The organism is Rhodococcus sp. JS3073, assembly GCF_026810085.1.
Taxonomy (GTDB): domain Bacteria; phylum Actinomycetota; class Actinomycetes; order Mycobacteriales; family Mycobacteriaceae; genus Rhodococcus_F; species Rhodococcus_F wratislaviensis.
The window spans coordinates 2,240,902-2,267,228 of the sequence record NZ_CP113951.1 but is presented as its reverse complement, the minus strand read 5'-3'; the positions used below and the strand labels follow the sequence as shown (position 1 = coordinate 2,267,228).

The following is a 26,327-nucleotide window of genomic DNA, read 5'->3' as shown; positions in this document are numbered from 1 at the left end:
GGCGCGGTCAGAGTGCGAGGATGGCGGGGACGCTGAGGACTGCCACGTAATACCCCATGAACAGGACGCCGGCGTGGATCTTGAACGCCCGCGACAGCAGACCGCCGACGAGTCCGACGGTGAGGGTGACGGCGAGGCCGAGGATGCCGCCCTCCCAGATGCTGATGACGACGACCAGGCCGGTGAACGTGGCGATGATCGCCTCGTGGCTGACGTACCGGACGACGAGCGTGGCCGCGCGGTGGGCGAAGTTCATCGCGAACGGGTACGCGATGATCGCGGCGATCACCACTGCGCCGAGACCGTAGAGCAGGAACTCCCAGTTCGTCAGTGCCGTGGACAGGTTGCGGATCTGCCCGGTGCCGTCGTCGGTGGTGAAGACCGGTGGCGCGTTGAACAGGGGTGCGGCCGGCCCTGCGGCGACCGGGCTCAGCGGCAGACCGAACGCGATGAGTGGAATGAGCGCCTCGGCGATGTAGGTGGATTCGGTGGTTCCGTTGCGGGCGGCGATCACCGACGTCAGCCGGTGGTAGCCCTGCTTGACCCGTGAGCCGACGACCTCACCCATGAGCACGGTCATCGCGACCGGGCTGAAGACGAACGTGGCGCTCGAGACGGTCGCGGTCGCCGCGACCTGTGCGGTCTGTCTGCTGTCGAGCATCCGGAAGGGGTTCGGGAAGTATCCCTTCCACCCCTTGATCTCCGGGGCGAGCCACACCGTCGCCGGTTCGGTGCGGGCCATGTCCTTGCGTCCCGGCGCACCGAGCACGAGGAACAGGTCCGCGATGAGGGGGCCGACCGCGATGCCGAGGAAGTAGCTGATGTTCAGGGAGATGTCGTAGCTCTGCGTCAGCGACTTGAGGGCGAGGATGAGCACGACGAACGGCACGAGCGCGGCCACCCCGGACCACTTGCCCGGCGACGTGTAGGCGATCGCGACGGCGGCGACGAGGAACAACCACGGTGCCACCGACTGGACGGTGTCGGCGACCGGTGCGAGCAGGGTGGCGAACAGCACCGCCACCGGGACGGCGATGAACGCGGAGATGATCGCACCCGAGATCGCCTTACGCAGGGCGATGTGCGGCACACCGAGGCTGCGCAGCAACCGCGCCTCACGCATCAGCGGAACGGCCATCGTGTCGCCGGGGATGCCGAGCAACGTGGTGGGCACCGCGTGGGTCATGTGCTTGGCGACGGCGCCGGCGAGGAAGAAGGTGAACACCGCCGCGGGCGGGGCGCCGAGCAGGATGACCAGCAGGGTCAGCGGGGCGATGGTGGCCGTCTCGTCGGTCCCGGACACCAGCCCGATCAGGGAAAACACGACGGCGCCGATGACGCCGAGCGCGATCGCGATCAGGACGTCGTTGGTGAACAGCACGCTCATGATCGTCCGCCCGTCTCGGGCGTCTGCGTCTCCGCCTCGACGAACCGGTCGTAGAGGTCGAGTTCCTTCAACTCCCGGACCGTCTGTGCGGGCAGGTCGCTGACCGACCCCAGCCCCTGGCGCTCTTCCTGCAGAACCCGGATGACGTCGCCGACCGTGTCGCCCTCGGACGAGTCGACGGCGATGTTCCGCTTGGGGCGGAACAACTTCCCGCTGACGACGCCCGCGACGAGGCAGGCGGCGATCCCGACCAGAAGTGCATATGCCTCTGCCAGAGACGAATCCGTGACGAAGGAGTTGAAGAGTGCGGTCGCGCCGAGGAGCGCGCAGACGCTCACGACGATACCGATGACGACGGAGGCGGCGAGATCTCGCCCGGCCACCGTGTCGCCCCACACCTCGAGATAACGAGGCCGAGTCTGATCGTCGGTGGGCGGGGGAGCCTGCGGTGCGGGCTGGCTTTCGATGGACATCGTCTGTACTTCCGTGTGAGGGGTGTCGTGCGCTAGGAGCGGGCGGCGGTCAGTGCGGTCGCCACCCGCGACGGGCTGGGATGGCCGATGTGTCCGGCCATCCAGCGGGAGGTGTCGGTCAGTGCGTCGAGATCGATGCCCGTGTCGATGCCGAGGCCGTGCAACATCCACACCAGGTCCTCGGTGGCGAGGTTCCCGGTGGCACCCTTCGCGTAGGGGCATCTGCCGAGGCCTCCTGCCGCGGTGTCGAATTCGGTGACTCCCGCGATCAGTGCGGCGTGCACGTTGGACAGCGCCTGGCCGTACGTGTCGTGGAAGTGTCCTGCGATGGAGTCGATCGGAACACCGGCGGCCTGCACGGCGTCGAGCACGGCGCGGACGTGTCCGGGGGTGGCGACGCCGATGGTGTCACCGAGTGAGATCGACGAGCATCCCATGCCCGTCAGTTCCGCGGCGATGTCGGCGACACGGCCGGGGTCGACCCGCCCCTCCCACGGATCACCGAAGCACATCGAGATGTAGCCACGGGTGCCGATGCCTTCGGCGGACGCACCGTCGATGACCGGCCGGGCGTTGTCGAGCGCCCCGGCGATGGTGGTGTTCAGGTTCTTCCGGGCGAACGCCGCGGTGGCGCTGACGAAGACGGCGATCTCCCGGGCGCCCGCGGTGAGCGCCCGCTCCAGTCCCCGCTCGTTGGGGGCCAGCACGACCTGGCGGACGGTGTCGGGGAGGTCGAGTTCGGCCACGAGCGCTGCGGCGTCGGCGAGCTGCGGAATCCATTTCGGGGAAACGAAACTCGTCACCTCGAGCGCTCGGACCCCGGCGGACACGAGCCGACGGCAGAACTCCGCCTTGACCGCGGTGGGAACCAGGGTCGACTCGGCCTGGAGCCCGTCGCGCGGTCCCACCTCGTAGACGCGAACCGTCGAGGGTAGGGAGGGATCGGCGAATTCGTGGGGCGCCGGACGCCACACCGGTGCGAGATCCGCGGGGGTGGTCATGTCAGTGTCCGGAACGAAGGTCGGCGAGCACCTTTTCCGCGTGCTCGACCCGGATGCGCTGGTCGTCGATGAGCCGCTTGACCACGACGTCGAGTTCGTCGCTGGTGGCGCCGGCCGAGGCGGCGATGGTGCGGGCGTGCAGACTCATGTGGCCGCGCTGGATGCCCTCGGCGGCCAGGGCGCGGCAGGCGCCCAGGTTCTGCGCGAGTCCCACCGCGACGATCACGTCCGCCAGTTCCGAGGCGGTGGACACGCCGAGCATCTTCACCGCGGCCTGCGCGACGGGGTGGACCTTGGTGGCGCCGCCGACCAGTCCGACGGCCATCGGCACCTCGAGGGTGCCGGAAAGGTGACCGTCCGCGGTCTTCTCGAAGTGCGAGAGCGCCGCATACCGGCCGTCCGCGGCGATCGCGTGCGAGTGGCAGCCCGCCTCGACGGCGCGGGTGTCGTTGCCGGTGGCCAGGACGGCGGCGGTGATGCCGTTCATGATGCCCTTGTTGTGGGTGGCGGCGCGGTAGGGGTCGGATTCGGCGAGCGCGGAGGCATGCACGATGTTGTCGACCACCTCGTCGCCGCCGAGCAGGTCCTTGTCGAACACGGCCCGGGCCCGGGTTATGCGCAGGTCCGCCTTGTTCGTCAGGATCCGCAGCAGGGTGCGCCCGCCGGAGATCTCGGCGAGTCGCGGTGCGATGGCCTCGGCCATGGTGTTGACGGCGTTGGCGCCCATGGCATCTCGCACGTCGACGTGAATGTGCACCACGACGTGGACGCCGGTGCGCGTCGGGACGAGTCGGACGGTGAGGTCGCGGGCGCCGCCGCCGAATCGCACGAGCATCGGGTCCTGGGCGTTGGCCAGTTCGAGGATCTCCGTGCGTGCCTCGAGCACCCGCAGCCGGGACGCCTCGGGGTCGGGGCAGTCGAGGATCTGGATCTGGGCCTGCATCACCGGGTCGGTGCTCGAGGTGTGGAAGCCCCCGTGCACCCGGGCCATCCGGGCGGCGTTGCTGGCCGCGGCCACCACGGACGGCTCCTCGGTGGCCATCGGAACGAGGTAGTCACGCCCGTTGACCGTGAAGTTGGTCGCGACACCCACCGGGATCCCCATCACCCCGACGACGTTCTCGATCATGTGATCGGCCTGCTCGACGCCGAGACCCCGCTCGGGATCGAACACGGCGACGTCGAGGTCGGACAGGCCGGTCCTCTCGGCGACCACCGTGCGGCGCTGCTGCGCGCTGGAATCCTTCAGACCGGGGATGCGGCTGTTGACGGGCACTGTGTTCCTCCACGTACTCACGGGCGGCCGGACGTGTGGTGCGCCCCGACGACAACCCTGTCATGTGCTTCGGTTCACACGGTATGGGCACTCCGCCGACTTCGACATGTATCGATCGCACATGTATTTGCTCCAGGAATGTGTGACTGTCACTGTCCGCGTAGTTCGTCGAGTCGGACCGCAGCCGAGATTCGGAACAGGTGTTCGTCGCTCCGCCACTCGGGCCCCAGCAGCATCTCCAGTCGGTGGAGGCGCTGCAAGATCGTGTTGGTGTGGTAGTTGAGAGCCCGCGCCGTCTTCGTCGGGCTGCCCTCGTTGCGGACGAATGCGCGCAAGGTGGCGAGCAGGTCTGTGCCCTTACTGTCGTCGTACGCGCGCACCGGACCGATGGTCTCGTCGATGAACGCGTTCAGCGTCCGCGCGTCGGTGTCGAACAGCAGCGCATACGGCAGATACGCATCGGTGCTGACCGCCGCGTCGGTGGTGTCGAGCGCCGCCAGCAGCCGAGCGGTGCGGAGCCCGGACTCGAATCGGGCGGGGAGCGTGTCCGGAGACTCCGCCCGCGGCGTCGTGATCGCGAGGACCGGGCCGTGCAACGTTTCGCGCAGGTAGTTGCGCAGTTCCGCGACGAGTTCGGGTGGGGCGGTGGTGGTGAGAACGGCCACGACGACGCCCGCGTGTTCCCCGACCAGGCCGTGGCCGCCGACGAAGGCGCTGGCCGCGCGGGCGGCGGTGGCACGGTTCTCAGCCGGGACCGAGATCAGCACGACAGTGTCGAGGGCGGCGAGGGTGACTCGCTGGGCGCGTACCCGTCGTTCCAGATCGCGGCGCCGTTCGGGTGCCGGGTCGAGCAGGTCCGCGACCAACTCGACGCGGGCCCGCAGGTCTGTGTCGGCCACCGCGTTCTGCTGCAGTACCAGCAGTGCGCCGACCTGCGCGGCACGTTCGATGGTGCGCTCGTCGACCGGTCCGAGTTCGATGTCCCCGGACCCGACCAGCACTGCGCCGAAATACAGTTCGCCCGCGATGACAGCGGCCACGATTGGCGTCACGGGGTCGTCGACGCGAACGCAACGGCCGGTGGTCCGGCTCGTCGTGATGGCATCGAGCACCACCGGCGGCAACTGGACCGATACCTGCCCGGCAGGCGTGGGGTGGGAGGCGACGGGGTGCAGATCCCGGTCGACGATCGTGACCGTCCGCCCGAGTGCCGTCGAGAGAGTGCCTGCCACCTGCTCGAATCCGCCCCCGACCAGGACGGCCTCGATGAGTTCCTGGTGCACCACAGTGGACCGGTCGCGGACCTGCAGGTAGTCGGTAAGCCGGTCGAGTGCCGTGCGTGCCTCGTCCTCGGACCTGCGAACCTGCTCGAGGGTACTGGCGGTCTGCAGCACCACCGACGCGTGATCGGCGAGCGCGGACAGCACGGCGATCTCGTCCGGCGTGAAGGCGTACTCCTGGCGGGTGGCGGCGAACAGCACACCGAGCACGTGACCGTCCGACAGCATCGGTACCCCGAGAATCGACACGATCCCCTCCGCCGCAACCGCATCGTCGATGAGTTCCTCGTGCGGTCCTTCCGCGTAGTCCTGATAGCGCAGAACCCATTGCGCGGCACGAGAATCGGCGATCTGACTCGCCAGCCCCATTCCCGGGGGAACGCGGAGGTGCTGGAACTGCGGTGTCACCGATCCGGCGGTCTTGCGGACGTTCAGTTCCCGCGTCGACGGGTCGAACTCGGACAGGTACGTGACGTCGGTGCCCATCATCTCGTGGGCGCGGCTCACCAACCGTCCGAGGAGGGCGTCGATGTCACGGAGTTCGGCGAGTTCGCGGGCACTCGAGAACAACACCCCGAGTTCGCGCTCCCGTCGCCGCAAACGGCTCAGCTCGACCTGGTGCCGGCGCACCTTCTCCGCGAACGCCGCCCGGTCGGCCGGACCGGCAGCGACACGGTCGAGCGCATCGCGCACTGCGGCCGAGTCGACCGTCAGTTCGCCGACCATCGCGTCGGCGAGTATCCCCAGCGCGTCTCCGCTCTCGAGTGAATCCATGCGTACAGCCTGCCCTGACCACCGGAGAAGTCCCTACTGATCGAGATCAGCGCCCGCACGAATCCCGGCAAACGGGCAGATGCCGCCGTCGGAGCGGCGGCATCTGCCCGTGCGGGATCATCCCTTCTTGAGGATCACGGTCTTCGTCTCGGTGTATGCGTCGAGGACCGCCGCACCGTGCTCACGTCCCCAACCGGACTGCTTGTAACCGCCGAACGGCAGGGCGGGGTCGAGCACGTGGTAGCTGTTGATCCACACCGTCCCGGCTTTGATGCCCGCCGCGACGTTGTGGGCCTTCGACACATCCGACGTCCAAATGCCCGCGGCGAGACCGTACTCGGTGTCGTTGGCGGTCCGGACGATGTCGTCGATGTCGTCGAACGGTATCGCGGTGACGACGGGTCCGAAGATCTCTTCCTTCACCACCCGCATGTTCGGTGTGGTGTCGACGAGGACTGTCGGCTCGACGAAGTAGCCGACGTCGCCCTTCCGGCCCCCACCGGTCACGGCGGTGGCACCTTCGGCCCTGCCGCTGTTCAGGTATCCGAGAACGGTGTCGAGTTGTTTCTCGGACACGACGGGACCCATCTGGGTGTCCGGGTCGAGGCTGTCGCCGACCTTCAACGTGGACGCGATCTCGGCGACCCCTTCGACGACCCGGTCGTACACCGTGGACTGCACGAACAGCCGTGACCCGGCCTCGCAGGCCTCACCCTGATTGAAGAAGATGGCCATTGCCGCACCCTCGATGGCGGCGTCGATGTCGGCGTCGCCGAAGACGATGTTGGGGGATTTGCCGCCGAGTTCGAGGGTCACCTTCTTCAGGTTGCCGCGCGCGGCACCGACGATGTGCCGTCCCACCTCGGTCGACCCCGTGAACGAGACCTTGTCGACGCCGGGATGAGCGCTGAGTGCGGCGCCGACGTTCTCACCGTCGCCTTGCACGATGTTTACCACGCCGTCCGGGATACCGGCCTCGCGGAGCACCTCGCCTAGTAGCGCTGCGCTGAGCGGGGTCTGTTCCGCCGGCTTGAGGATGACGGTGTTGCCCGCGGCGAGCGCGGGGCTCAGCTTCCAGGCCGCCAGGAGCAGCGGGAAGTTCCAGGCGACGATCGCGGCGACGACGCCCACCGGCTCGCGCACGGTGTACGCGAGGTAGTCGCCTGGCGCTGCGGTGGAGGTGACCGGAATTGTGCTGCCCTCCAATTTCGTGGGCCACCCCGCCATGTAGCGGAACCAGTCGGCGGACAGGGGGACATCGACGAGACGTGCGTAGGTCAGTGGCTTTCCGTTGTCGAGCGCTTCGACGAGCGCGAATTCCTCGACCCGTTCCTCCAGCAGATCGCCGACCCGCCAGAGAATCTTGCTTCGCTGTGCCGGAGTCATGCGTCCCCACGGTCCGTCGAGTGCTCGGCGAGCAGCCGACACCGCCCGGTTGACGTCCTCGTCGCCGCCGAACGCGACTTGCGCCAGAGTTTCACCATTGCACGGATTGACAGTGGGGAAGACTTCGCCGGATGCGGAGGGAACATTCCGGCCGTCGATCAGGTGGAGAACGGGGCTCGCCAGGAAGTCGGAGACCTCGGGTGACGGGGCGGGTGCTGTCGTTGTCATGGTGTGCTCCTCGATGGTGTATTCGGCCTGTCGGCCGAGGGTGGGCAGAGATGTGGACGGTGGTCCGCGCAACGGGGCGCGGCTCTCGCTCTGCGCGGAAGATCGTCAATTGCCCGGAACCGCAGTGCAGTTCGTCATCCGACGGCTCGTGGACGACGCTAGCCTCCCGCGCCGAACGTCATCTGTGTGGAAACCGGACAGTTTCTTGACAACCCCGTCGGAATGCGCAGAATTTGGAGTGCGACAGGCACCGGTTCCGAGTACCCGGCACCGGTGACCCTGCCCAGAAACCGGGAGGTGTCATGCCCTATTGGTCCACCTCGGGTCTGAGCACTCGCGATCAGGCGAGTTACTGGGGTGACGTCGTGTGTGAGGCCTTCACTCCACTGGCGCCGCAGCGTGGGCGTGCCCAGACTGCCCGTAGCGCGACCCCGGACGGGATTCCCGGATGGGTGCGCTCGGAGGTGCTGGTCGAGACGAACTGCGCCGAGATCTCCTCGTGCACACAGCTACTGACTCACGGACCCAGGGAAGTTCGCCGTGCGCCCCTGGATGCTGTGTTCGTGAATCTGCAGTTGGAGGGAACGTGTTACGGAGAGCAGGATGGACGTCGCTGCATCGTCCGTCCGGGCAGCTATGCAGTGTTCGATACGACGCGCCCGTACTCCCTCGAGTTCCGGGAGCCGGACGACGCGGCCAGTTGGAGGGTGCTGTCATTTCGCATTCCTCGGGATCGGTGGAGCGCGAACGTGCGGGGCGACGGGGCGACGGCGCGCGCCATCGACACCACGAGCGGACCGGGAAACGTCGTCGGGGCAATGATGTCTTCCCTCTGGCGGGAGCGCCCCGCCTTCGACCAGACCACTGTGAGAGCCCTCGAGCGTTCCTTCACGGATGTTCTCGCCGCGGTGACCGAGCCCCCGGCCGGAGGAACCCGCACCGAAGATCGTGATGCGGCGCTCCGCCAGGTCGTCCGCCACTACATTCGCGCAGCAGTCCCTCTCGGTCGGGTGACCGCGGAGGCTGCCGCGCGCGAAGCCGCCGTCTCGGTGCGAACGCTGCACCGCCTGTTCCAGGCGGTCGGCGCCACGTTCGCGGAGTGCGTTCGCGACGAGCGCCTACAGGGGGCGATGCAGGACCTGGCGGTGGCGCCCGACTCGGTGACCGTGAGTGAGATTGCTGGGCGGTGGGGTTTCTACGACAGCTCGCATCTCACCCGCACGTTTCAGAGTTGTCTCGGTTGCACGCCCACGGAGTTTCGCGTCACGAGCAGAGCGTCGGGTGGCCGACCGGTCGTACGGGGTCACCCTCCCACGATTCCCGCGGCGGACAGCATCGGATCGTAGTCCGGCCGCTTCATCAGGGCGTGGAGCTGCCGGCGCCGAACGCCCATGTTGCCCCCGTCGTAGAGCGGGAAGCACAGGACGTCTTCCATGATTCCGGCGATCGGAGTCTGGTCTCCGTAGGAGTTCACTCCCACCACACGCATCGTGTCGTACACCACCTGTACCGCAAGTTCGGACGCGTAGATCTTGACCATGTGGCCGAGCTCTTCGTCGGCGCCGCCCGTCTTGTCGTAGAGATCGCACGCTTTCCAGGTGAAGTATCGAGCGGCTTCGATCCGGGTCTTGATGTCGACCAGCATGTACCCGACGTTCTGGTAGTCGATGATCGGGACCGGACCCGAACGCCTGTCGCTCTTCGCGAACGCGAACGCGAAGTCGAACGCCGCCCGCATTCGGCCGACACATGCGGCCCCGATGATCGACGAGGTCCAGTTGAACGTCTTCCGGACGATCTCGATGCCGTCACCGGGCTTTCCGATGATGTTTGCGGCAGGCACGCGCACGTCGGTGAAGGTGATGCGAGGTGATGCCGTGGCACGGTGCCCCATGGTGTCGATATAGGACTCGACAGCGACGCCGGGCGTGTCCCCGGGCACGACGATCACGGCCATCGACTCGTTCAGGGGAAGTGTCGGATCCGTACGGCAGAGAACGCTGATCAGTGCGGCACCGTTGCCGTCCCAGCCCGAACCGTTGGTGGTGAAGTGTTTGTCCCCGTTGATCACCCATTCGTCGCCGTCCAGGCGCGCGAATGTTTGCACACCTGCCGAGGCATCCGCATTGTCGAAGTTCGCGCCGCCTGCGGTCTCGGTGAACGCCCACGCCGCGAGCAGCGGTTCACTGCCGGCGAAGGGCGGCAGGAATCGGGCCTTCTGATCCGCGGTTCCGAAGTGGATGATGGGCTGCAGCCCCAATCCGGTGCCGAGCAGCGCACTCGGGACGTTGATGTCGGCACGGGTGAGTTCTTCTGCTGCCAAGGCGAAATCGAGCGAAGGCATAGCCGTTCCGCCGTACTCGACCGGCAGCAGTGCTTTGAGGAATCCGGCATGCACCATGTCCTGATAGAACGGTTCGATCGCCGCGAAGCGTGCTTCGGGCGTCGGAAGCGTGGCGATGACGCCTTCGACGAGACTGAGCCGCTCGTCGGCGAATGCTCGCGCCGTCTTCTGCAGGGCTGCCTGGTCTGGGCTCAGGTCGAAGTCGATTGTCATTGGGATCAGATCCTCCGTCGATTGTGTGACCCCGGACACGTCCGGGTGTGACACATCAATGGTGGTCCTGCGACGGCCCTCGGAATTGGACGGTTGCGACAGGACTCTGGGATGGCTGTGCCAGGACCTGATCGCTCACCGCTGTCAGATCAGTCGGCAGCGCCGGCGATCCGCTGCGCCGCTTCGTGCAGCGCTCGGGAGATCGCGTACATGCTGGGCGTGTACTCCCGGCGCGCCAGCGACGCGATGTAGATCGACCGGGTGGGAACTCGGTCCTCGGCCCGGAACCGGACTGCTCGGACGTCGGGCCGATGATGCGCGACCGCGAGACGCGGGACCATCGCGATGCCCATGCCCGCGGCGACCATCGCTTCGATCTCCTGATAGTCATGGGCCTCATAGGCGACGTCCGGGGTGAAGCCCGCGCCTTCGCAACTGCGGTAGAGCACCTCGGCCGCCGGGTGGTCGGCGTTGCGGATGATCCACCGAGCACCGCGCAGCGAGGCGACGGCGACGTCGTCCTGGGCGAGTTCGCCGTCCGCCGGCACGAGGAGCTGTGTCTGGTCCTCCATCAACGGGACCAGCGACAGCGACTTCTCGGTTTCCTCGGTCCACGCGTAGCTCCACAGCAGCGCGAGTTCCACCTCGCTCGAGCGCAGCATGTCCAGCAGGCGGGGGCGAACGGCGGAGTGGACACGGACGTCGATGCCTGGCCATCGGGCGTGGCAGTCCTTGAGGGCATCCGACAGCAGTGACGCGCTGACGGTGGGGAAGGACCCGAGCCGGACCGTGCCGCTCTCGAGTCCCCGGAGGGCTTCGAGATCCCCACGCGCGGCCCGCATCTCGCGACGGAACAGGCGTGCCCGGGCGGCGAGGATTTCGCCCGCTTCGGTCAGCCGGACGCCTCGGGGCAGGCGGGTGAGCACCGGCTGCCGGATGTTCTGTTCGAGCTTCGCGATGCGCTGGGACGCGGCCGACGGCGTCATGTTCGCCTGCTCGGCGCCGCCGGTGAGTGAACCCGCGTCGGCGATGTCGAGCAGCAGGAAGAGCGTGACGACGTCGAACGTGTTCTGCATGCCATCTCCCAGCGTTCAGTTGTGCTAAACGAAATGGTAGCAAAACGGCATTGTTCTGAACGCAGGCCGTCCATAACGTGATGTGGGACACGACCAACAGAAGGATGTACCGTGCAAACACCAGCAACTCTCATGCGAGGCGGAACCAGCAAGTGTTGGTTGTTCGATCACCGAGACGTTCCCGATGACCGGGTTCGTCTCGAGGACCTGCTCATCGAACTGTTCGGCGCCGAAGATCCTCGCCAGCTCGACGGGGTGGGTGGGGGCACCTCCGTCACGTCCAAGGCTGCCGTCGTGATGCCGAGCGCGGATCCCGACGTCGACGTCGATTTCCTGTTCGCGCAGGTGGCGATCGGCGCCCACCGGGTGGAATGGGGCAGCAACTGCGGGAACTGCGCCACCGCGGTCGCGCTCTGGGCCGTCGACAAGCTCGGACTCTCCCGTGGGGAGTCGCACACCGAGGTGCGGATGCGCAATCTCAACACGAACGCCGTCATCCACGCGCGGGTTGCCACACCGTCGGCGTCGTCCCCGGCCCGCTTCGACAGCGTCAGCGTTCCGGGAGTCCGGGGGACCGGGACGGCCGTCGATCTGGCCTTCGTCGACCCCGCGGGCAGCACCACCGGCAGCCTGTGGCCGACGGGGAAGCACCGGGACAGCATCGTGGTGGACGGTATCCGTGTCGACATCTCGATGGCCGACGCCGGCGCCCCCGTCGCCCTGGTACGCGCCGATTCGCTGGGAGTCTCCGCCGCGGCGACGGAAGAACAACTGCAGCAGTACGTTCCGATGCTGCGCCACATCAGGGTGCGCGCCGCCGTCGCGATGGGTTTGGCAACGTCGATCGAGACCGCACCGGACGCCATCCCGAAGGTGGGTCTCGTCGGACCGGCCGTGCCCTACTGCACGACACTCGGCGAAGACGTCGACGCTGCGGACTACGACATCTCCGTCCGCATGTTGTCGATGAACGCCCCGCATCCCACGATCGGTCTCACCAGCGCGGTGGCCGTCGCCCTCGCGGCGCGTTCGGGTGACTCGACCGTCGGCTTCGCAGGCGCAGCGGCCCCGGCGAACTTCGCCGTCACGATCGGCACCCTCGGTGGGCGAGTGCGATGCACCGTCGAGAGGGACGGTGGGCACGAACGGGTGCTCCTGCAGCGAGCCGCACGACGCATCGCCGAATCCACTCTGTACTCCCGCGACCGGCTTTCCGCCTGACTTCGACCAGCACGCACACAGCGAACCGAAAGAACGACTATGACGTCCATCGAGATTCTGCCACTCATCGCGCTGGTCGCGATGTTCGTGACAGCAACCATCTTTCCGATCAACATCGGCATTCTGGGCTTCATCGGGGCCTTCGTCGTGGGGGCGTTCGCGCTCGGTTACGACGACAAGGAGATTCTGGCCGAGTTCCCCAGCTCGATCGTCCTCACCATCATCGGTGTCACGTACTTCTTCGGAATGGCGAAGCGGAACGGAACCATCGATCTTCTGGTCAACGCCTGTATCCGGGCCGTCCGCGGCCGTGTGACCGTCGTTCCGTGGGTCTTCTTCTTCTCGGCGTCGGTGCTGACCGCACTCGGCACGTTCAGTCCGGCCGCCGTCGCCCTGATCGCGCCGGCCGCGATGGCCTTCGCTGCCCGCACGCGAATGAGTCCCCTCGTGATGGGCATCATGACCATCAACGGGGCGCACGCCGGTGCGTTCTCGCCGATCTCGGTTTCCGGTGTCCTCGTCCGTGACATCGTCGAATCCAACGGCCTCACGATCGCGCCCTGGACGTTGTTCTTCGCCAGCTACGGGATCAACACGCTGCTCTCCGTGTTCACCATCGCCGGTTATGCGGTCCTCGCCCGGGTACGCGACCTCGACTACTCGGCCATGGGCGCGACGACCGGCGACGGAGGCGATGGCGGCGCGAGCGGTACGCGCGGCGACGGGCCGTGGACGCCGTCCACGGGCGGTTCCGCGGCGGGCACCCAGGTACTGACCCGCGTGCACCGCCCGTCGACGGACATCGCGCCCGCGATCGAACCCGTCACCAGGGTGCAGAAGCTGACACTCGTCCTCATCGCCGCGGTACTCGTGCTGGTGCTCGTGCTGCACCTGCCCATCAGCTTCGTCGCCATCGCCGCCGGTGCGATCCTGGCGTTCACCGACCTCTCGAAGCAGAACGAGGCGATCGCGGGCATCAGCTGGTCGACGGTGCTTCTCGTCGCGGGCATGGTCACCTACATCTCCCTCCTGCAGGAGCTGGGCACGATCGACCACCTCGCGCAGATGGCGATCAAGGTCGGTGCACCGCTGCTGGTGGCGCTCGTGCTCTGCTACGTCATCGGCGTGACGTCGGCCTTCGCCTCGTCGACGGCGTTGCTGACGGCGGTCATTCCGCTCGCACTTCCCCTCCTGGAAACCGGTGCACTCCCGGTCGTCGGGGTCGTGGCTGCACTGGCCATCTCCGCCACCGTCGTCGACGTGTCACCGTTCTCGACGAACGGAGCGCTCGTGCTGGCCAGTGCCCAGAACATCGAACGACGGGCGTTCTACCGCCAGCTCCTCCTCAACGCCGCCGTGGTCGTCGCGGTTGCGCCCGCGCTCTGCTGGCTGATTCTCGTCGTGGCGCCCGGACTGTTCGGGTAGGTAGCCCGGTCTAGTACTTCGGTCTATGTCGGATACTCTGGGTGTGCCTCGGCTCGGCGAGCGAAAGGGTCTGCACATGCGAAGCGACGACGACGCCCGGAGCGGCGGCTCCGTTCCGATGCCCCGGCAGGCCGTCACCATGCAGGACATCGCCGATCGCGTGGGCGTGTCGAAGGCATTGGTCTCCATGGTGTTTCGGCGCGTTCCCGGACCGAGTGCCGAGACGCGGAAACGGGTTCTCGACGTCGCGGACGAGCTCGGGTACCGACCGAACCGTACGGCCGCACTGATGTCGCTCCGGCGGACCCACCTCGTGGGTGTGATGGCGGATATCCGCAACAGCTTCCACGCCGAGATGGTCGAGTACATCGTGGCCGCGGCCGACGATCACGGGTACGAGGTGGTGCTCGGTGCGCTGACTCCCACGCACGCCGAACCGAAAGTCGTCGAAACACTGCTCGATTTCCGCTGCGAGGCCCTGATCCTGCTCGGCACCGAACTGAGCACCGACGTTCTCGACACGCTCGGGGAGCGGGTACCGGTCGTCGTGGTCGGTCGGCGCGTCGGAGACGGTGCGGTCGACGTCGTGCGGACCGCGGACGGCAAGGGTATCGGCACCGTCGTCGACCATCTCGTGGACCTGGGGCATCGCCGGATCACGCACCTCAGCGGTGGTCCGGGCACGATTGCGGCCGACCGGAGGTCGGGATACACCCGGGCAATGCGTCGTCACGGACTCGAGATCGACGTCGTCGAGGGCGACTTCACCGACAGCGCCGGAACCGTGGCCGCGGAGACTCTGCTCGGGCGGTCGAAGCTTCCCACCGCGGTGATCGCGGCCAACGACCGGAGTGCCATCGGGCTGATCGGCGAACTGCGGAGCCGGGGTGTGCGGATTCCCGAAGACGTCTCCGTCTCCGGATACGACGACAGCGTGCTCGCCCAGCTCGCGCACATCGATCTGACATCGGTCAATCAGCAACCGCGGGAGCAGGCCGCCACCGCGGTCGACGCGGTCATCCAACGGTTGGACCGGGGGAGGACCGAATCGGTGGCGACCGTCCTCCGGCCGCGGCTCGTCGCGCGTCGTACCACCGGACCCGCGCCGGCACCGGTGGAAGGATCCCAGTCGGGCGTGTCCTGACCTGCGGCGGCCGTCAGCGTTCGGCGGGCCGGGGTTGCTCGGCCGGCGCGGGCAGCGTGCCCAGATCGTGGGTGTAGAGCCAGGTGGTGGCCTTTTCGTAGAAGTGCCCGAAGGCGATCGGCATGACGAGGTCGCGGAGCCGGCGAGCGAGCGGGCCGCGGGTCTTGGCGTCGCGGTTGATGCGGGCCGCCTTGGCCATCTTCCCGATCCGGGCGCGGCGGAGCCGGTCGTACTCGGCGAGACCTTCTCCGGTCGAGTCGGCCTTTGCGAGTGCCCGAGCCAGGACCACGGCATCTTCGATGGCCATGGAGGCGCCTTGCCCCGCGCCGACCGGGTGGGCGGCGTCGCCGACGAGGACGATGCGTTCGTCATGCCGGACCGGGACTTCGGCCAGTGTGTGCATGAGCGTCGGACGGTGCAATTGCGTGGTCGCCCTGATGATCTCGAGCGGCCGCGGCTCGAACCGGTACAGCTCGGCGAGTCGATCGAGCCACCGGTCCTCGCCGACATCTGTCAGTTTCGGAGGCCGGGGATCGGCAACCTGCGCGGACCACCACACGGTTCCGTCCGGCGCCGGGATGTGGAGAAAGGCGCCGCTGCGCGCGAAGACCATGTTGAACGTGCCGGTCTCGGCCGGGACGCCGGCGGCGATGCCCGAGACGCTGTAGAGCCCGCCGTATGCGGGTCGGGGCGCGCCGGGATCGAGGACCGAGCGGGTAGCTGACCAGAGACCGTCGGCGCCGATCAACAGATCGGCGCGTGCGCTGGAACCGTCGGCGAACTGCGCGCGGATACCGTCGCCCGCGGGCTCGGCGCCTGCCAGCCGGCGGCCGGTGACGATCCGTACACCGGCCTGCTCGGCGCATTCACGCAGCACCTCGACCAGGGAACCGCGCATCAGGGTCGTGCTGTGCAGCGGATCCCCCGACAGCCGTCCACGCGGAACTTCTGCCAGCAGCCTGCCCGTACCGGACCACATCCGCTGAGTGGGCACCGCGAAACCGGCCTCCTGGACTTGGTCCAGGCAGCCGAGGGTCTTCAGCCCGCGCAGACCGTTGGATGCCAGACTCAGAAATGAGCCCACCTGTCCTGCCGGGTCGGGGTGAGTTTCGTAGAGGGTGACGTCGGAGCCGATGCGGCGCAATGCGATTGCAGTCGCGGCCCCGGACACACCTCCTCCTGCAACGATGACCTCCATGCGTCCTCCTGAACTATCATTCACTGAATCCCTCCTCAGTGAAAGTGTATTCAGTGTGCGCAGGGAGAGGGCGTTCGTCAAGGGGTGCGGCCCGTTTGCAGGCCCGCCGGGCCGGGGCTTGACAGGGCGCCGTGACTCAGCTCATAGTAGTCGTACTAGACCGGTTAAATAGACCGAACTAGCCGGAGGGCGTCTTCACTCTCGTGCGGGTGTCTGCGGGTAGCCGACGTGCACTCCCGCCGGGTCAACATCACACCGAAAGGCTTCCACTCATGACTTCCAACTCGATCGGTGTCGCCGTCATCGGCGGCGGCATGGCCGGACGAGCACACGCCGCCGGATATCGCATGGCGTCGACGCTGTTCGGAACCGACCGCCCCGACGTGCGTCTGGTCGCGATCGCCGACACCAACCAGGCCGTCGCCGACGACACCGCGAAGCGGTACGGGTACGAGCGGGCCGAGTACAGCTGGCAGGCCATTGCCGAATCGCCGGACATCGACGCCGTGAGCGTCGTCGTCGCCAACCAGTTGCACCGGGAGATCGTCGAAGGCCTCCTCGCTGCCGGGAAGCACGTGCTGTGCGAGAAGCCCCTGGCCGGGTCCATCGCGGACGCCGAGGCCATGGTCGCCGCCGCCGCGGACGCCGACACGATCGCGACTGTCGGGTACACCTACCGCCGGTCGCCGGCCATCCAGGCGATCCGGGACGAACTCGCGACGGGCCGTCTCGGCGACATCATTCACTTCAACGGGCACTACTGGTGCGACTACGGCCTGGACCCGGCCTCGCCGATCACCTGGCGGTACCGCGGGGGTCCCGGAACCGGTGCGCTGGCGGACGTCGGCAGTCACCTGCTCGACATGGCCGAATTCGTGTGCGGTCCGATCGTCGAGATCAGCGGCGCGACCTTCGCCACGGTGATCACGGAGCGTCCGGTGCCCGCCGGGGTCACCTACGGCCACACCAAGGCCGAGACCACCGGTGAGATGGCACCCGTCGAGAACGAGGACCTCGCGACGTTCACGGCGCGCTTCGAGAACGGCGCGGTCGGCACGTTCTCCGCTTCCCGTGTCGCGCACCAGCTTCCGGACGGGCTCGGTTTCGAGCTGTTCGGGACGTCCGGCTCCGCGGCGTTCGACCTGGCTCGCGCCGCCGAATTCTCGGTGTCCAGCGAGGGCCTCGACCGCACCGTGAACGGTCAGCGTCGGGTGATCATCGGACCGCAGCACCCGTACATCCAGGGTGGCCTGCCGATGGATGCCGGCGGTGTCGGCCACGGCAAGGCGGAGTTCTTCGCGTACCAGGCCCGTGCCTTCCTCGACCAGATCGCCGGCATCGACGTCCTCGGCCCGTTGCCGTCCTTCGCCCACGCGCTGCGCGGCATGCAGATCGTCACCGCCGTCGCGGAGTCCGCCCGCGCCGACGGAGCGGCCGTCAAGATCGGCTGAACCGCACCACCCCGAACCGCAAAAACTCTGAACCGCAACTTCTTCCCACGACGCAAGGATCCCTCATGAAACTCGGTGTGTACACCGCCGTCCTGCACGACCGCAGCCTGCGCGAGGCGCTGGAGACCATCGCGTCCCTCGGACTCGAGGGTGCGGAGATCAACGCGGGCGGATTCCTGCCCACCCCGCACCTGCCCGTCAAGGAACTCCTCTCGGGCGAGGTGTCACCGCAGGAGTACCTGAAGGTCTTCGACGAGACCGGTGTCTCCATCGCCGGCCTGAACTGCAACGGCAACCCGCTGCACGCGGATCCCGAGGTGGGCCCCGAGGACGCCGAGGACCTGCGCAACGCGATCAAGGTGGCCGGCCTGCTCGGTGTGGACCGGGTGGTCACGATGTCCGGGCTGCCCGCCGCGCACGCCGGCGGCCAGTGGCCGGCATGGCACGTGAACACCTGGGACAGTGGCTATCTCGACTCCCTCGACTACCAGTGGGATCAGGTCGCGGTGCCGTTCTGGAAGGAGATCGACGCGCTCGCCCGGGAGAACGGCGTCAAGGTCGCGATCGAGATGCACCCGCAGAACCTGGTGTTCAACCCGCCGACCCTCGCGCGTCTGGTCGAGAAGACCGGTGCGACGAACGTCGGCGCCGAGATGGACCCGTCGCACCTGTTCTGGCAGGGCATCGACCCGGTCGCCGCGGTCGACTGGCTCGGCGACCTCGTGTTCCACGCCGCGGCGAAGGACACCCGGATCAACGAGAACTGCAAGATCTACGGTGTTCTCGACGACCGGTTCACCCGCATCCCGGCCGACCAGAACCCCACCGGACTCGGTGGCAAGCATGTGGTCAACAAGTGGCCCGAGGACTCGGCGTGGGACTTCGTCGCCGTCGGCCGCGGGCACGACGTCGATTTCTGGTCCCGTTTCCTCGCTGCGCTGCAGCGGGTCGACCCCGACATGGCGGTCAACATCGAACACGAGGACGTCGAACTGGGACAGCTCGAGGGACTGCAGGTCGCGGCCCGCACCCTGAAGGACGCGGCTTCCGCGGTAGCCTCGCGCTAGAAGCCGGTGACGGCGGCCAGCCGGTCGAGGACCAGGCGCAGCGGCGGCCACGTCGACCTCCCGCGGCGGGTCACCGCGTATGCCGTCAGCACGACCTTCGGGTCGGCGAGCGGGAGGACGGTGACTTCGGTGCGGGTGGGACGGTCGGCGGGCAGAAGGCCGACGCCGTAGCCGGCGGCGATGAGGTCCTCGACGAGGTCGAGGCTGTCGATCTGGTGGGCGATGTGTGGTGTGAAACCCGCGAGCGAGGCGAGCGTGCGGACGGCGTCCTCGTCGGCGGTGTTGCGGGAGTTCACGATCCAGGGCGAATCGGCGTAGGCGGCGACGTCGGCGGGCTTGTCGTCGGCGGGCGCGGGCACGCCGAGTCCCCAGGGGGTCGACCACAACGGGACGGCCTCGAGCGCGGCGCCGGGGGACGCCGGTGCCAGGTTGTAGTCGTAGGTCAGGGCGAGATCGAGTTCGTCGTCGGCGAGCAGCGCGAACGCCTCGACCGGTTCGTATTCGCTGATCACCACGTCCACCTGCGAGTGGGTGCGTGCCAGTTCGGCGACGACCGGGAGCAGCGACACCCGGATGCCCGTCGCGAAACCCCCGACGCGCAGGGTGCCGACCGGCTCGGCGTGGGGGTCGAGGTCGAGCCGGGCGGCGTCGACGGCCGCCAGGATCGTGACGGCGTGGTCGGCCAGCCGGCGACCGGCCGGAGTGAGCCGCACCCGGCGGCCGGTCGGTTCGACGAGCTGCGCACCCGTCTCCTTCGCGAGTGCGGCGATCTGCTGGGAGACGGTCGAGGTGGTCAGCCGGTGTGTCTCGGCGACCTCACGCATGGAGCCGAGACGGGAGAGCTCGAGCAGAAGATGCAGGCGTCGGGTATCCACCCACATATTGTTCGCGATATCCGAACGGTTTGTCCATGAAAGTCACGTGGACGTGAACGGTCCACGTGTCATTCAATGCAGACATGACCAGGAACTCGACCCACGTCGGCGCGACGATGGCGCTGACCTCGATGCTGTGCGTGCAGAGCGGACTCGCGATCTCCGTCGGCGTGTCCGAGCGCGTCGGCGCCGAGGGCGCCGCCTGGTTGCGCCTGGCCTGGGCAGGGGTGTTGCTGGCCGTGATCGTGCGGCCTCGTCCGAAGGCGTTCACCCGTTCGTCCCTCGGCGCGTGTGTTCTGCTCGGGGTGGTCACGGCGGCGGTCACCCTGCTGTTCATGGCCGCGGTGGACCGGATCCCGCTGGGAACCGCCAGTGCACTGGAGTTCCTCGGACCCCTCGGCGTCGCCGTCCTGCACGGACGAGGTCGCCTGAAGTGGCCGGCGCTGGCGGCCGTGGGGGTGCTGCTGCTGACGCAGCCCTGGGCCGGCGGCGTCGACCCGGTCGGAATCCTGTTCGCGCTGGGCGCGGCCGCATGCTGGGCGCTCTACATCGTGCTCACCCAGCGCGTGGGCGACGAGGTGGCCGGTCTCAACGGGCTCGCGGTCTCCATGCCGGTCGCCGGGTTGGTCGCGACCGCCGTGGGCGGGCCGTCGATGCTCGGAAAGATGACGCCGGACCTGTTGATCATCGGGCTGGGTTTGGCGATACTGCTGCCGGTCGTGCCGTTCACGCTGGAGATGCTCGCCCTGCGGCGGCTGAACACCGCGGCGTTCGGGACCCTGATGAGTCTGGAACCGGCGTTCGCGTTGATCATCGGGCTCGTGGTGTTGCATCAGGTTCCGGACCACGCGGCCGTTGCCGGGATCTGTTTCGTGGTCGCGGCCGGGATCGGAGCAGCGCGGGCCGGGGCGCGGACGGTGCCCGACGAGGGTGAGGTCGTGGAGTCTGCCACACCGTTGTCCGCGTCGACCTGCTACCTTGAACGTCGTTCAAGTTTGCAGCAAGAGGAGTCGTCATGACAGAGGTCGGGAGTGCTCGGGTGTCGAGGCTCGGTATTTCAGCGCGGGACATGGCGCAGATCGCGGTATTCGCCGCGCTGATCGCGGCGCTCGGACTGCCCGGCGCCATCACGGTCGGCTTCAGCGGGGTGCCGATCACGTTGCAGACGCTCGGCGTCATCCTCGCCGGCGCGGTGCTCGGGGCTCGCAAGGGCACAGCCGCCGTCGCGGTCTTCATCGCCCTGACCCTGATCGGCCTGCCCCTGCTGTCCGGTGGCCGCACCGGACTGACCGCGCTCGCAGGCCCCAGCGCCGGATACCTCATCGGCTGGATTCCCGCGACGCTGATCATCGGCCTCCTCACCGCCCGGATCCTGCCGAAGTACCCGGTCGTGCTCGGCCTGCTGATCAACGCGCTCGGCGGGATCGTCGTCATCTACATCTTCGGCACCGTCGGACTCCTGCTCCGCACCGACCTGGGCGTCGGCGCCGCCATCACCACCAACTTCGCCTTCATCCCCGGCGACCTGCTCAAGGTTGTCGTCGCGACCGTGGTCGCCAAGAGCGTGCATCGCGCATACCCCGGCCTGATCCGTACGTGAGTTCCGAACTCGGCGGCTCCGGCGATCAGCCTGCCCTCGACTTCGACGGCCGCACCTACACGTACGCCCAACTCGACCGCGCCATCGACCGATGGATCCTCGAGCACGGCCCGGGTGCCCCTGCCTACGACGCGTCGACGCTGCCGGTCCCGGACGCCCTGATCTGCGTCTGCGCCGCGGCGCGGCAGGGGACGGCGGTGATCGTCGAGAACCCCGAGGCGCGTCCCGACCGCGCGGTGGTCCCGCCGTCCGCGTTTCTGCTGGTGGCGACGTCCGGCTCCACCGGAAGGCCCCGTCCGCTCGCGCGCACAGCGGCCTCCTGGTTCGACAGCTTTCCCGCGTTCACCGCGATCACCGGCATCGACGCCACGGACCACGTGCTGATCACCGGCCCGTTGCACGCCACGATGCACCTGTTCGGCGCAGTGCACGCACTGTGGCGAGGCGCGTGCGTCACCGACGACCCGTCCCGGGCGACAGTGGTGCACGCCGTCCCCGCCGTTCTCCGTGAGGTGGTGGGGAAGGCCCCGAAGCTGCGCACGGCGGTCGTCGCGGGCACCGCCCTGGACGACGGCGCCCGCGCGGTGGCCGACGGCATCGAGATCGTCGAGTACTACGGCGCCGCGGAACTCTCCCTCGTCGCGGCGCGCCGGGTACCCGAGCCGCTCCGGCTGCTGGACGGTGTCGACGCGGACATCCGCGACGGCCTGCTGTACGTCCGGTCGCCGTACAGCGTCATCGGAGTCCCGGAGTGGTTCGGCGTCGGTGACCTTGCGGAAATCGGTGACGACGGCGAGCTGACGGTGCACGGCCGGGGCGACTCCGCGATCAACGTCGGCGGCACCACGGTGATCGCCGAGGACGTCGAGCGCATCCTCGAGACGCTCGACGGTGTCGCCGCGGCCGCCGTCGTCGGATCGCCGCATTCGGTGCTCGGCGAGACCGTCACCGCCGTGGTGGAGCTCGACGGCACCGCGGAGATCGCTGAGGTCCGTTCGCACGCGCGCCGGACGCTGACGAAGGAAGCGCTGCCCCGCCGCTGGGTGCCGATCGAGTCGATGCCGCGGACCGCCAGTGGCAAGGTCGCCCGAGGCCGAGTGAGAGACTGGCTGGCATGAGCTCTGTCCCTGTTCTGGTGGCGCCGCGTCGGACGCCGATCGGCAATGCCGGGCACGGGTTCGCCGATCTGACCACCACCGATCTGGCCGCCCCGGTGCTATGCGAGGTCCTGACGTCGCTGCGGGGCTCGGGCCTCGGTGCCGAGGTCGACGACGTCGTCCTCGGCAACTGCCTCGGACCGGGCGGCGATCCGGCACGGGTCGCTGCCCTGCAGGCGGGGATGGGTGTGGAGGTTCCCGGTGTCACCGTCGACCGGCAGTGCGGTTCCGGCCTCGACGCGGTGATGCAGGCCGCGCTCCGTGTACGCAGCGGCTCCGACGAGCTGATCCTGGCGGGTGGTGTCGAATCGGCGAGCACCGCGCCGTGGCGGTTCTGGCCGCCGGTGCCGGGCGCCGATCCGGTGCGCTACACCCGCGCTCCCTTTGCGCCGCACGGCTTCCCCGACCCCGACATGGGGGCGGCCGCGGACGATCTCGCGCGGGCTCGCGGCATCAGCCGAGAGCGGCAGGATGCGTACGCGGCGCGGTCGCACACGCTCGCGGCCGCCGCCGACTTCTCGTCGGAGATCGTGCCGATCGGTGCGATCGAGCGGGACCAGCGCATTCGCACAGGCATGACCGAGGCCAGGCTGGCGCGGTTACGCCCCAGTTTCGGTGCCGGCGGGACGGCCACGGCGGGGAACTCCTGCGGCATCTCGGACGGCGCCGCGGTGCTGGCGGTGACGACCGAGTCGCTGGCCGCCGGACTGCCCGCGTTGCGGGTCCTCGGCTCCGCCGTCGCGGGATCGGACCCGGCTCTGCCCGGACTCGGACCGGTTCCCGCGATCCGCAAAGTCCTGAAGCGAACCGGACACGACGTGGCGGATCTGGGCGTCGTCGAGATCACCGAGGCCTTCGCGTCGGTGGTGCTGGCGGTGTCGGACGAACTCGGCCTGGACGAATCCGTGATCTGCCCACAGGGCGGCGCCATCGCCATGGGACATCCGTGGGGGGCATCGGGGGCGATCCTGCTGGTGCGCTTGGCAAGTCAGATGCTGCGCGAGGACGGACCCGCGCTCGGGCTCGCGGCCTGCGCCATCGGCGGCGGGCAGGGCATCGCGATGCTCGTGGAGCGTGTGTCGTGAGTGAGATCGTCTTCGATTCGGTGACGCATGCCTTCGGGGACCGCCCGGTCCTGCGCGGCGTCGACCTGCGTTTCTCGGAGCGACGTGTCGGCATCATCGGTTCCAACGGTTCCGGAAAGTCGACTCTGGCGCGCATGATCAACGGCTTGCTGAAGCCGACCTCCGGCACCGTCACGGTCGACGGTGTCGACGCCGCGAGGAAGGGCGCGCAGGTGCGCCGCAAGGTCGGGTTCGTGTTCACCGACCCCGACACCCAGATCGTCATGCCCACGGTGTCCGAGGACCTGGCGTTCTCGCTGCGCCGGTCCGGTCTGAGCAAGCAGGAGATCGCCGCCCGCGTCGAGGAGATCCTGGTGCGGTTCCGGCTCGACCAGCACGCCGATCACCCCGCGCACCTGCTGTCCGGGGGCCAGAAGCAGTTGCTCGCCATCGGCGCCGTCCTCATCCGCAGGCCCGAGGTGGTCATCGCCGACGAGCCGACCACGCTGCTGGATCTGCGGAACGCCCGCGTCGTCTCCGAAGCACTCGATTCGATGGACCAGCAGGTGATCGTCGTGACCCACCAACTGGCACTGCTGGAGAGTTTCGAGCGGGTCATCGTCATCGACGACGGTCTCGTCGCGTTCGACGGCAGCCCGGACGACGCCGTCCCCGCGTACCGGCAGTTGGTCGAATGATCGGCCTGTACCGTCCGGGTGACTCCCTCCTGCACAGGATGCCCGCCGGGCTGAAACTGCTGCTGTTGATCGCGTCGATCGTCACGGCCACCGTGTTCGTGCGCACGCCGCTCGAGGTCGGTGTCGTCGTCGTCGTGGTGGGGCTGCTGTTCGCGGTGGCCTCCATTCCGTGGCGGGTCGCCGTGGCGCAGTTGCGTCCGGTGGTGTGGATGTTGTTGATCATCGCCGTGTTCCAGGTGCTGATCACGTCGCCAGCGCGAGCGGTCGTCGTGTGCGGGGTGCTGCTGATCTCGGTGGCGCTCGCCGCGTTGGTCACGCTCACCACCCGGGTCACCGACATGCTCGACACGGTGTCGCGCGCACTCGGGCCGTTGCGGAGGTTCGGGGTCGACCCGGATCGGATCGGACTCCTGCTCGCGTTGGCGATCCGGTGTATCCCGCTGCTGACCGGGATCGTGCAGGAAGTGGCGCAGGCGCGGAAGGCGCGCGGGTTGCAATGGTCGATGACGGCGCTGGCCACCCCCGTGCTGGTCCGTGCCCTCCGGACTGCGGATGCGATGGGCGACGCCCTCGTCGCACGGGGAGTGGACGATGACTGAGCTGCTCGCCGAGCGTGTCGCCAGACGTGCCGCCGAGAACCCGGAGACGACCGCGGTCGTGTCCGCACGCGAGACCGTCGACTACGGCCGGTTCTGGTCGCGGGTCGCTCGCACCGCAGCCGGGCTCGACGGCATGAACCGGGTCGCAGTGCTGCCGACGTCGGACGTCGGGTCGCTGGTCGTCGTGACGGCGGCGATGCACGCGGGAGTCAGTGTCGTGCTGCTGCACCGGCACCTCCTGCCGGCGCAGTTGACGCGGGTGCTCGAGCTCGCGAAACCCGGCGCCGTGGTGGCCGCGTCGCACCAGCACACCAGGCTACGGAGACTGGGGTTCGACGGGACCGTCGAGACGGCGGACAGTCTCGAATCCGACGGCGCCGCGGACCGGGCGCGTCCCGACACCGAACTGCTGGTCGGCATCACGTCCGGCACGACCGGTGAGCCGAAGCTGTTCGTGCGCAACCAGCGATCGTGGGCGACGACCCTCGACCGCTCGGACGCGACGTTCGACATCGGCAGCGGGGACCGCGTGGCGGTGCCCGGAGTTCTCGACCACACGCATTTCCTGTACGGCGCGCTGCACGGGCTCACTCGCGGTGCGACGGTGGATCTGCGACCGGTCACGCACTCGCTGCGCGACGCGGCCACACATCTGTACTCGGTCCCCACCATCGCCTGGGACGTGGTGCGGTCGGGGATCGGGCCGGCCGGCAGCGTCCGCGAGGTGCTGTCCTCGGCGGCCCGGTGGCCGCGGACGGGGCGTGAGGCGTTGCAGGAGGTGCTGCCGAATGCGTCGCTCGTGCACTTCTACGGCGCCTCCGAACTGAGCTTCGTGTCCTTCGACCGGGGTCTCGGCACCGTCGACGAGCATGCGGCGGGCGAACTGTTCGACGGCGTCGACGCGGAGATTCGCGAGGGCCTCGTTCACGTGCGCAGCGACATGCTGTTCGACGGCTACCTCACCGAGGACGGCGTGGTGAACGGCCCCGCCGACGGGTGGATGACGGTGGGCGACCGGGGCCGCGTGGTCGGCAACAGCCTGCAGTTGTTCGGCCGCGACAGCGACACGGTGATCCGGGCGGGACTCAATGTGGAACCGGCCGCCATCGAGGCGGCGTTGACCGCACTGTCGGGGATCTCGGAGGCGGCGTGCATCGGCGTGCCGGACAGCCGGATGGGCGAGGCACCGGCCGCCGCGATCGTGGTGGACGGCGACGGGCCGAGTTCCAGCGAGATCTGGCGGCATCTGCGCGCCACGTTACCCAGCCCGAGCATGCCGGTTCAGGTACTCGCGGTCGACAGTTTGCCGCGCACACCGCGCGGCAAACTCGACCGTCAGGCGCTCGCCGTCACCCTGGCAGCGTCTCGGAACCGGAATCCCGCGTAGCGC

General features: G+C 68.4%; 23 protein-coding genes. 13 read left to right on the top strand and 10 right to left on the bottom strand.

The annotated features are described in order from the left end of the window. Window positions 1-7 precede the first annotated feature (7 nt). The 6 genes from OYT95_RS10345 to OYT95_RS10320 all read right to left on the bottom strand — a co-directional run bounded on the left by OYT95_RS10345 (window position 8) and on the right by OYT95_RS10320 (window position 7,805). A complete protein-coding gene (locus OYT95_RS10345) occupies window positions 8-1,387 on the bottom strand; it encodes a tripartite tricarboxylate transporter permease (RefSeq protein ID WP_268791393.1) in 1,380 nt (459 codons plus the stop codon). Then, window positions 1,384-1,860: a hypothetical protein gene (locus OYT95_RS10340; RefSeq protein WP_112299016.1), complete on the bottom strand. Its 477-nt coding sequence runs from the start codon at window positions 1,858-1,860 to the stop codon at window positions 1,384-1,386. Before OYT95_RS10340 ends, OYT95_RS10345 begins: the two co-directional genes overlap by 4 nt. Before the next feature lie 32 nt (window positions 1,861-1,892). Further along, on the bottom strand, window positions 1,893-2,861 hold the full coding sequence (locus OYT95_RS10335) for a hydroxymethylglutaryl-CoA lyase (protein ID WP_268791392.1): 969 nt from the start codon (window positions 2,859-2,861) through the stop codon (window positions 1,893-1,895). 1 nt (window position 2,862) lies between these two features. After that, window positions 2,863-4,137 (bottom strand): hydroxymethylglutaryl-CoA reductase, degradative, encoded by a 1,275-nt coding sequence (locus tag OYT95_RS10330; protein ID WP_268791391.1) that lies wholly within the window; start codon window positions 4,135-4,137, stop codon window positions 2,863-2,865. Between the two features lie 149 nt (window positions 4,138-4,286). Further along, a complete protein-coding gene (locus OYT95_RS10325; protein WP_268791390.1) occupies window positions 4,287-6,191 on the bottom strand; it encodes a helix-turn-helix domain-containing protein in 1,905 nt (634 codons plus the stop codon). Between the two features lie 117 nt (window positions 6,192-6,308). Beyond that, window positions 6,309-7,805, bottom strand: a complete 1,497-nt coding sequence (locus OYT95_RS10320; RefSeq protein ID WP_268791389.1) for an aldehyde dehydrogenase family protein — start codon at window positions 7,803-7,805, stop codon at window positions 6,309-6,311. Window positions 7,806-8,107: 302 nt separating this feature from the next. Between OYT95_RS10320 and OYT95_RS10315 the strand changes: the two genes are divergently transcribed. Continuing rightward, window positions 8,108-9,151 carry a helix-turn-helix domain-containing protein gene (locus OYT95_RS10315; RefSeq protein ID WP_128639731.1) on the top strand — a complete coding sequence of 348 codons (1,044 nt, stop codon included), beginning with the start codon at window positions 8,108-8,110 and terminating at the stop codon, window positions 9,149-9,151. On the opposite strand, the gene OYT95_RS10310 is transcribed toward OYT95_RS10315, so the two are convergent. Continuing rightward, window positions 9,109-10,362, bottom strand: a complete 1,254-nt coding sequence (locus OYT95_RS10310) for an acyl-CoA dehydrogenase family protein (protein WP_268791388.1) — start codon at window positions 10,360-10,362, stop codon at window positions 9,109-9,111. The genes OYT95_RS10315 and OYT95_RS10310 overlap by 43 nt on opposite strands. 149 nt (window positions 10,363-10,511) lie before the next feature. Next, window positions 10,512-11,438, bottom strand: a complete 927-nt coding sequence (locus tag OYT95_RS10305) for a LysR family transcriptional regulator (protein ID WP_268791387.1) — start codon at window positions 11,436-11,438, stop codon at window positions 10,512-10,514. Between the two features lie 159 nt (window positions 11,439-11,597). Between OYT95_RS10305 and OYT95_RS10300 the strand changes: the two genes are divergently transcribed. The 3 genes from OYT95_RS10300 to OYT95_RS10290 all read left to right on the top strand — a co-directional run bounded on the left by OYT95_RS10300 (window position 11,598) and on the right by OYT95_RS10290 (window position 15,228). Then, the gene (locus tag OYT95_RS10300; RefSeq protein WP_268791386.1) at window positions 11,598-12,659 is read left to right on the top strand and encodes a PrpF domain-containing protein; all 1,062 of its coding nucleotides are present in this window, start codon (window positions 11,598-11,600) and stop codon (window positions 12,657-12,659) included. 39 nt (window positions 12,660-12,698) lie between these two features. Further along, window positions 12,699-14,084, top strand: coding sequence for an SLC13 family permease (locus OYT95_RS10295; RefSeq protein WP_037233139.1), 1,386 nt, complete (start codon window positions 12,699-12,701; stop codon window positions 14,082-14,084). Between the two features lie 76 nt (window positions 14,085-14,160). Then, on the top strand, window positions 14,161-15,228 hold the full coding sequence (locus OYT95_RS10290; RefSeq protein ID WP_268791385.1) for a LacI family DNA-binding transcriptional regulator: 1,068 nt from the start codon (window positions 14,161-14,163) through the stop codon (window positions 15,226-15,228). A 13-nt stretch (window positions 15,229-15,241) separates the two neighbouring features. On the opposite strand, the gene OYT95_RS10285 is transcribed toward OYT95_RS10290, so the two are convergent. Beyond that, window positions 15,242-16,426 (bottom strand): FAD-dependent monooxygenase, encoded by a 1,185-nt coding sequence (locus tag OYT95_RS10285; RefSeq protein WP_268791384.1) that lies wholly within the window; start codon window positions 16,424-16,426, stop codon window positions 15,242-15,244. A gap of 272 nt (window positions 16,427-16,698) precedes the next feature. On the opposite strand from OYT95_RS10285, the gene OYT95_RS10280 reads away from it, so the two are divergent. Both OYT95_RS10280 and OYT95_RS10275 read left to right on the top strand, forming a co-directional pair. Beyond that, window positions 16,699-17,877 carry a Gfo/Idh/MocA family protein gene (locus OYT95_RS10280; RefSeq protein WP_011597451.1) on the top strand — a complete coding sequence of 393 codons (1,179 nt, stop codon included), beginning with the start codon at window positions 16,699-16,701 and terminating at the stop codon, window positions 17,875-17,877. Between the two features lie 65 nt (window positions 17,878-17,942). Then, the gene (locus OYT95_RS10275) at window positions 17,943-18,944 is read left to right on the top strand and encodes a sugar phosphate isomerase/epimerase family protein (protein ID WP_112299007.1); all 1,002 of its coding nucleotides are present in this window, start codon (window positions 17,943-17,945) and stop codon (window positions 18,942-18,944) included. On the opposite strand, the gene OYT95_RS10270 is transcribed toward OYT95_RS10275, so the two are convergent. Continuing rightward, a complete protein-coding gene (locus OYT95_RS10270) occupies window positions 18,941-19,819 on the bottom strand; it encodes a LysR family transcriptional regulator (RefSeq protein ID WP_037233150.1) in 879 nt (292 codons plus the stop codon). The two genes, OYT95_RS10275 and OYT95_RS10270, sit on opposite strands and share 4 nt — an antisense overlap. Before the next feature lie 83 nt (window positions 19,820-19,902). Here OYT95_RS10270 and OYT95_RS10265 point away from each other — a divergent pair, with 83 nt between their 5' ends. From OYT95_RS10265 to OYT95_RS10235, 7 genes are read left to right on the top strand one after another with little or no spacing between them, the layout of a single operon-like run. Further along, the gene (locus tag OYT95_RS10265; protein ID WP_268791383.1) at window positions 19,903-20,838 is read left to right on the top strand and encodes an EamA family transporter; all 936 of its coding nucleotides are present in this window, start codon (window positions 19,903-19,905) and stop codon (window positions 20,836-20,838) included. Further along, window positions 20,835-21,419 (top strand): biotin transporter BioY, encoded by a 585-nt coding sequence (locus OYT95_RS10260; RefSeq protein ID WP_112299005.1) that lies wholly within the window; start codon window positions 20,835-20,837, stop codon window positions 21,417-21,419. Before OYT95_RS10265 ends, OYT95_RS10260 begins: the two co-directional genes overlap by 4 nt. Beyond that, window positions 21,416-22,537, top strand: coding sequence for a class I adenylate-forming enzyme family protein (locus tag OYT95_RS10255; RefSeq protein WP_268791382.1), 1,122 nt, complete (start codon window positions 21,416-21,418; stop codon window positions 22,535-22,537). Before OYT95_RS10260 ends, OYT95_RS10255 begins: the two co-directional genes overlap by 4 nt. Continuing rightward, a complete protein-coding gene (locus tag OYT95_RS10250) occupies window positions 22,534-23,661 on the top strand; it encodes a thiolase family protein (RefSeq protein ID WP_268791381.1) in 1,128 nt (375 codons plus the stop codon). The genes OYT95_RS10255 and OYT95_RS10250 overlap by 4 nt, the downstream gene beginning before the upstream one ends. Next, on the top strand, window positions 23,658-24,338 hold the full coding sequence (locus tag OYT95_RS10245; protein WP_037233164.1) for an energy-coupling factor ABC transporter ATP-binding protein: 681 nt from the start codon (window positions 23,658-23,660) through the stop codon (window positions 24,336-24,338). The genes OYT95_RS10250 and OYT95_RS10245 overlap by 4 nt, the downstream gene beginning before the upstream one ends. Then, window positions 24,335-24,937, top strand: coding sequence for an energy-coupling factor transporter transmembrane component T family protein (locus OYT95_RS10240; protein ID WP_037233166.1), 603 nt, complete (start codon window positions 24,335-24,337; stop codon window positions 24,935-24,937). Before OYT95_RS10245 ends, OYT95_RS10240 begins: the two co-directional genes overlap by 4 nt. Next, window positions 24,930-26,324, top strand: a complete 1,395-nt coding sequence (locus OYT95_RS10235) for an AMP-binding protein (protein WP_268791380.1) — start codon at window positions 24,930-24,932, stop codon at window positions 26,322-26,324. Before OYT95_RS10240 ends, OYT95_RS10235 begins: the two co-directional genes overlap by 8 nt. Window positions 26,325-26,327: the final 3 nt, after the last annotated feature.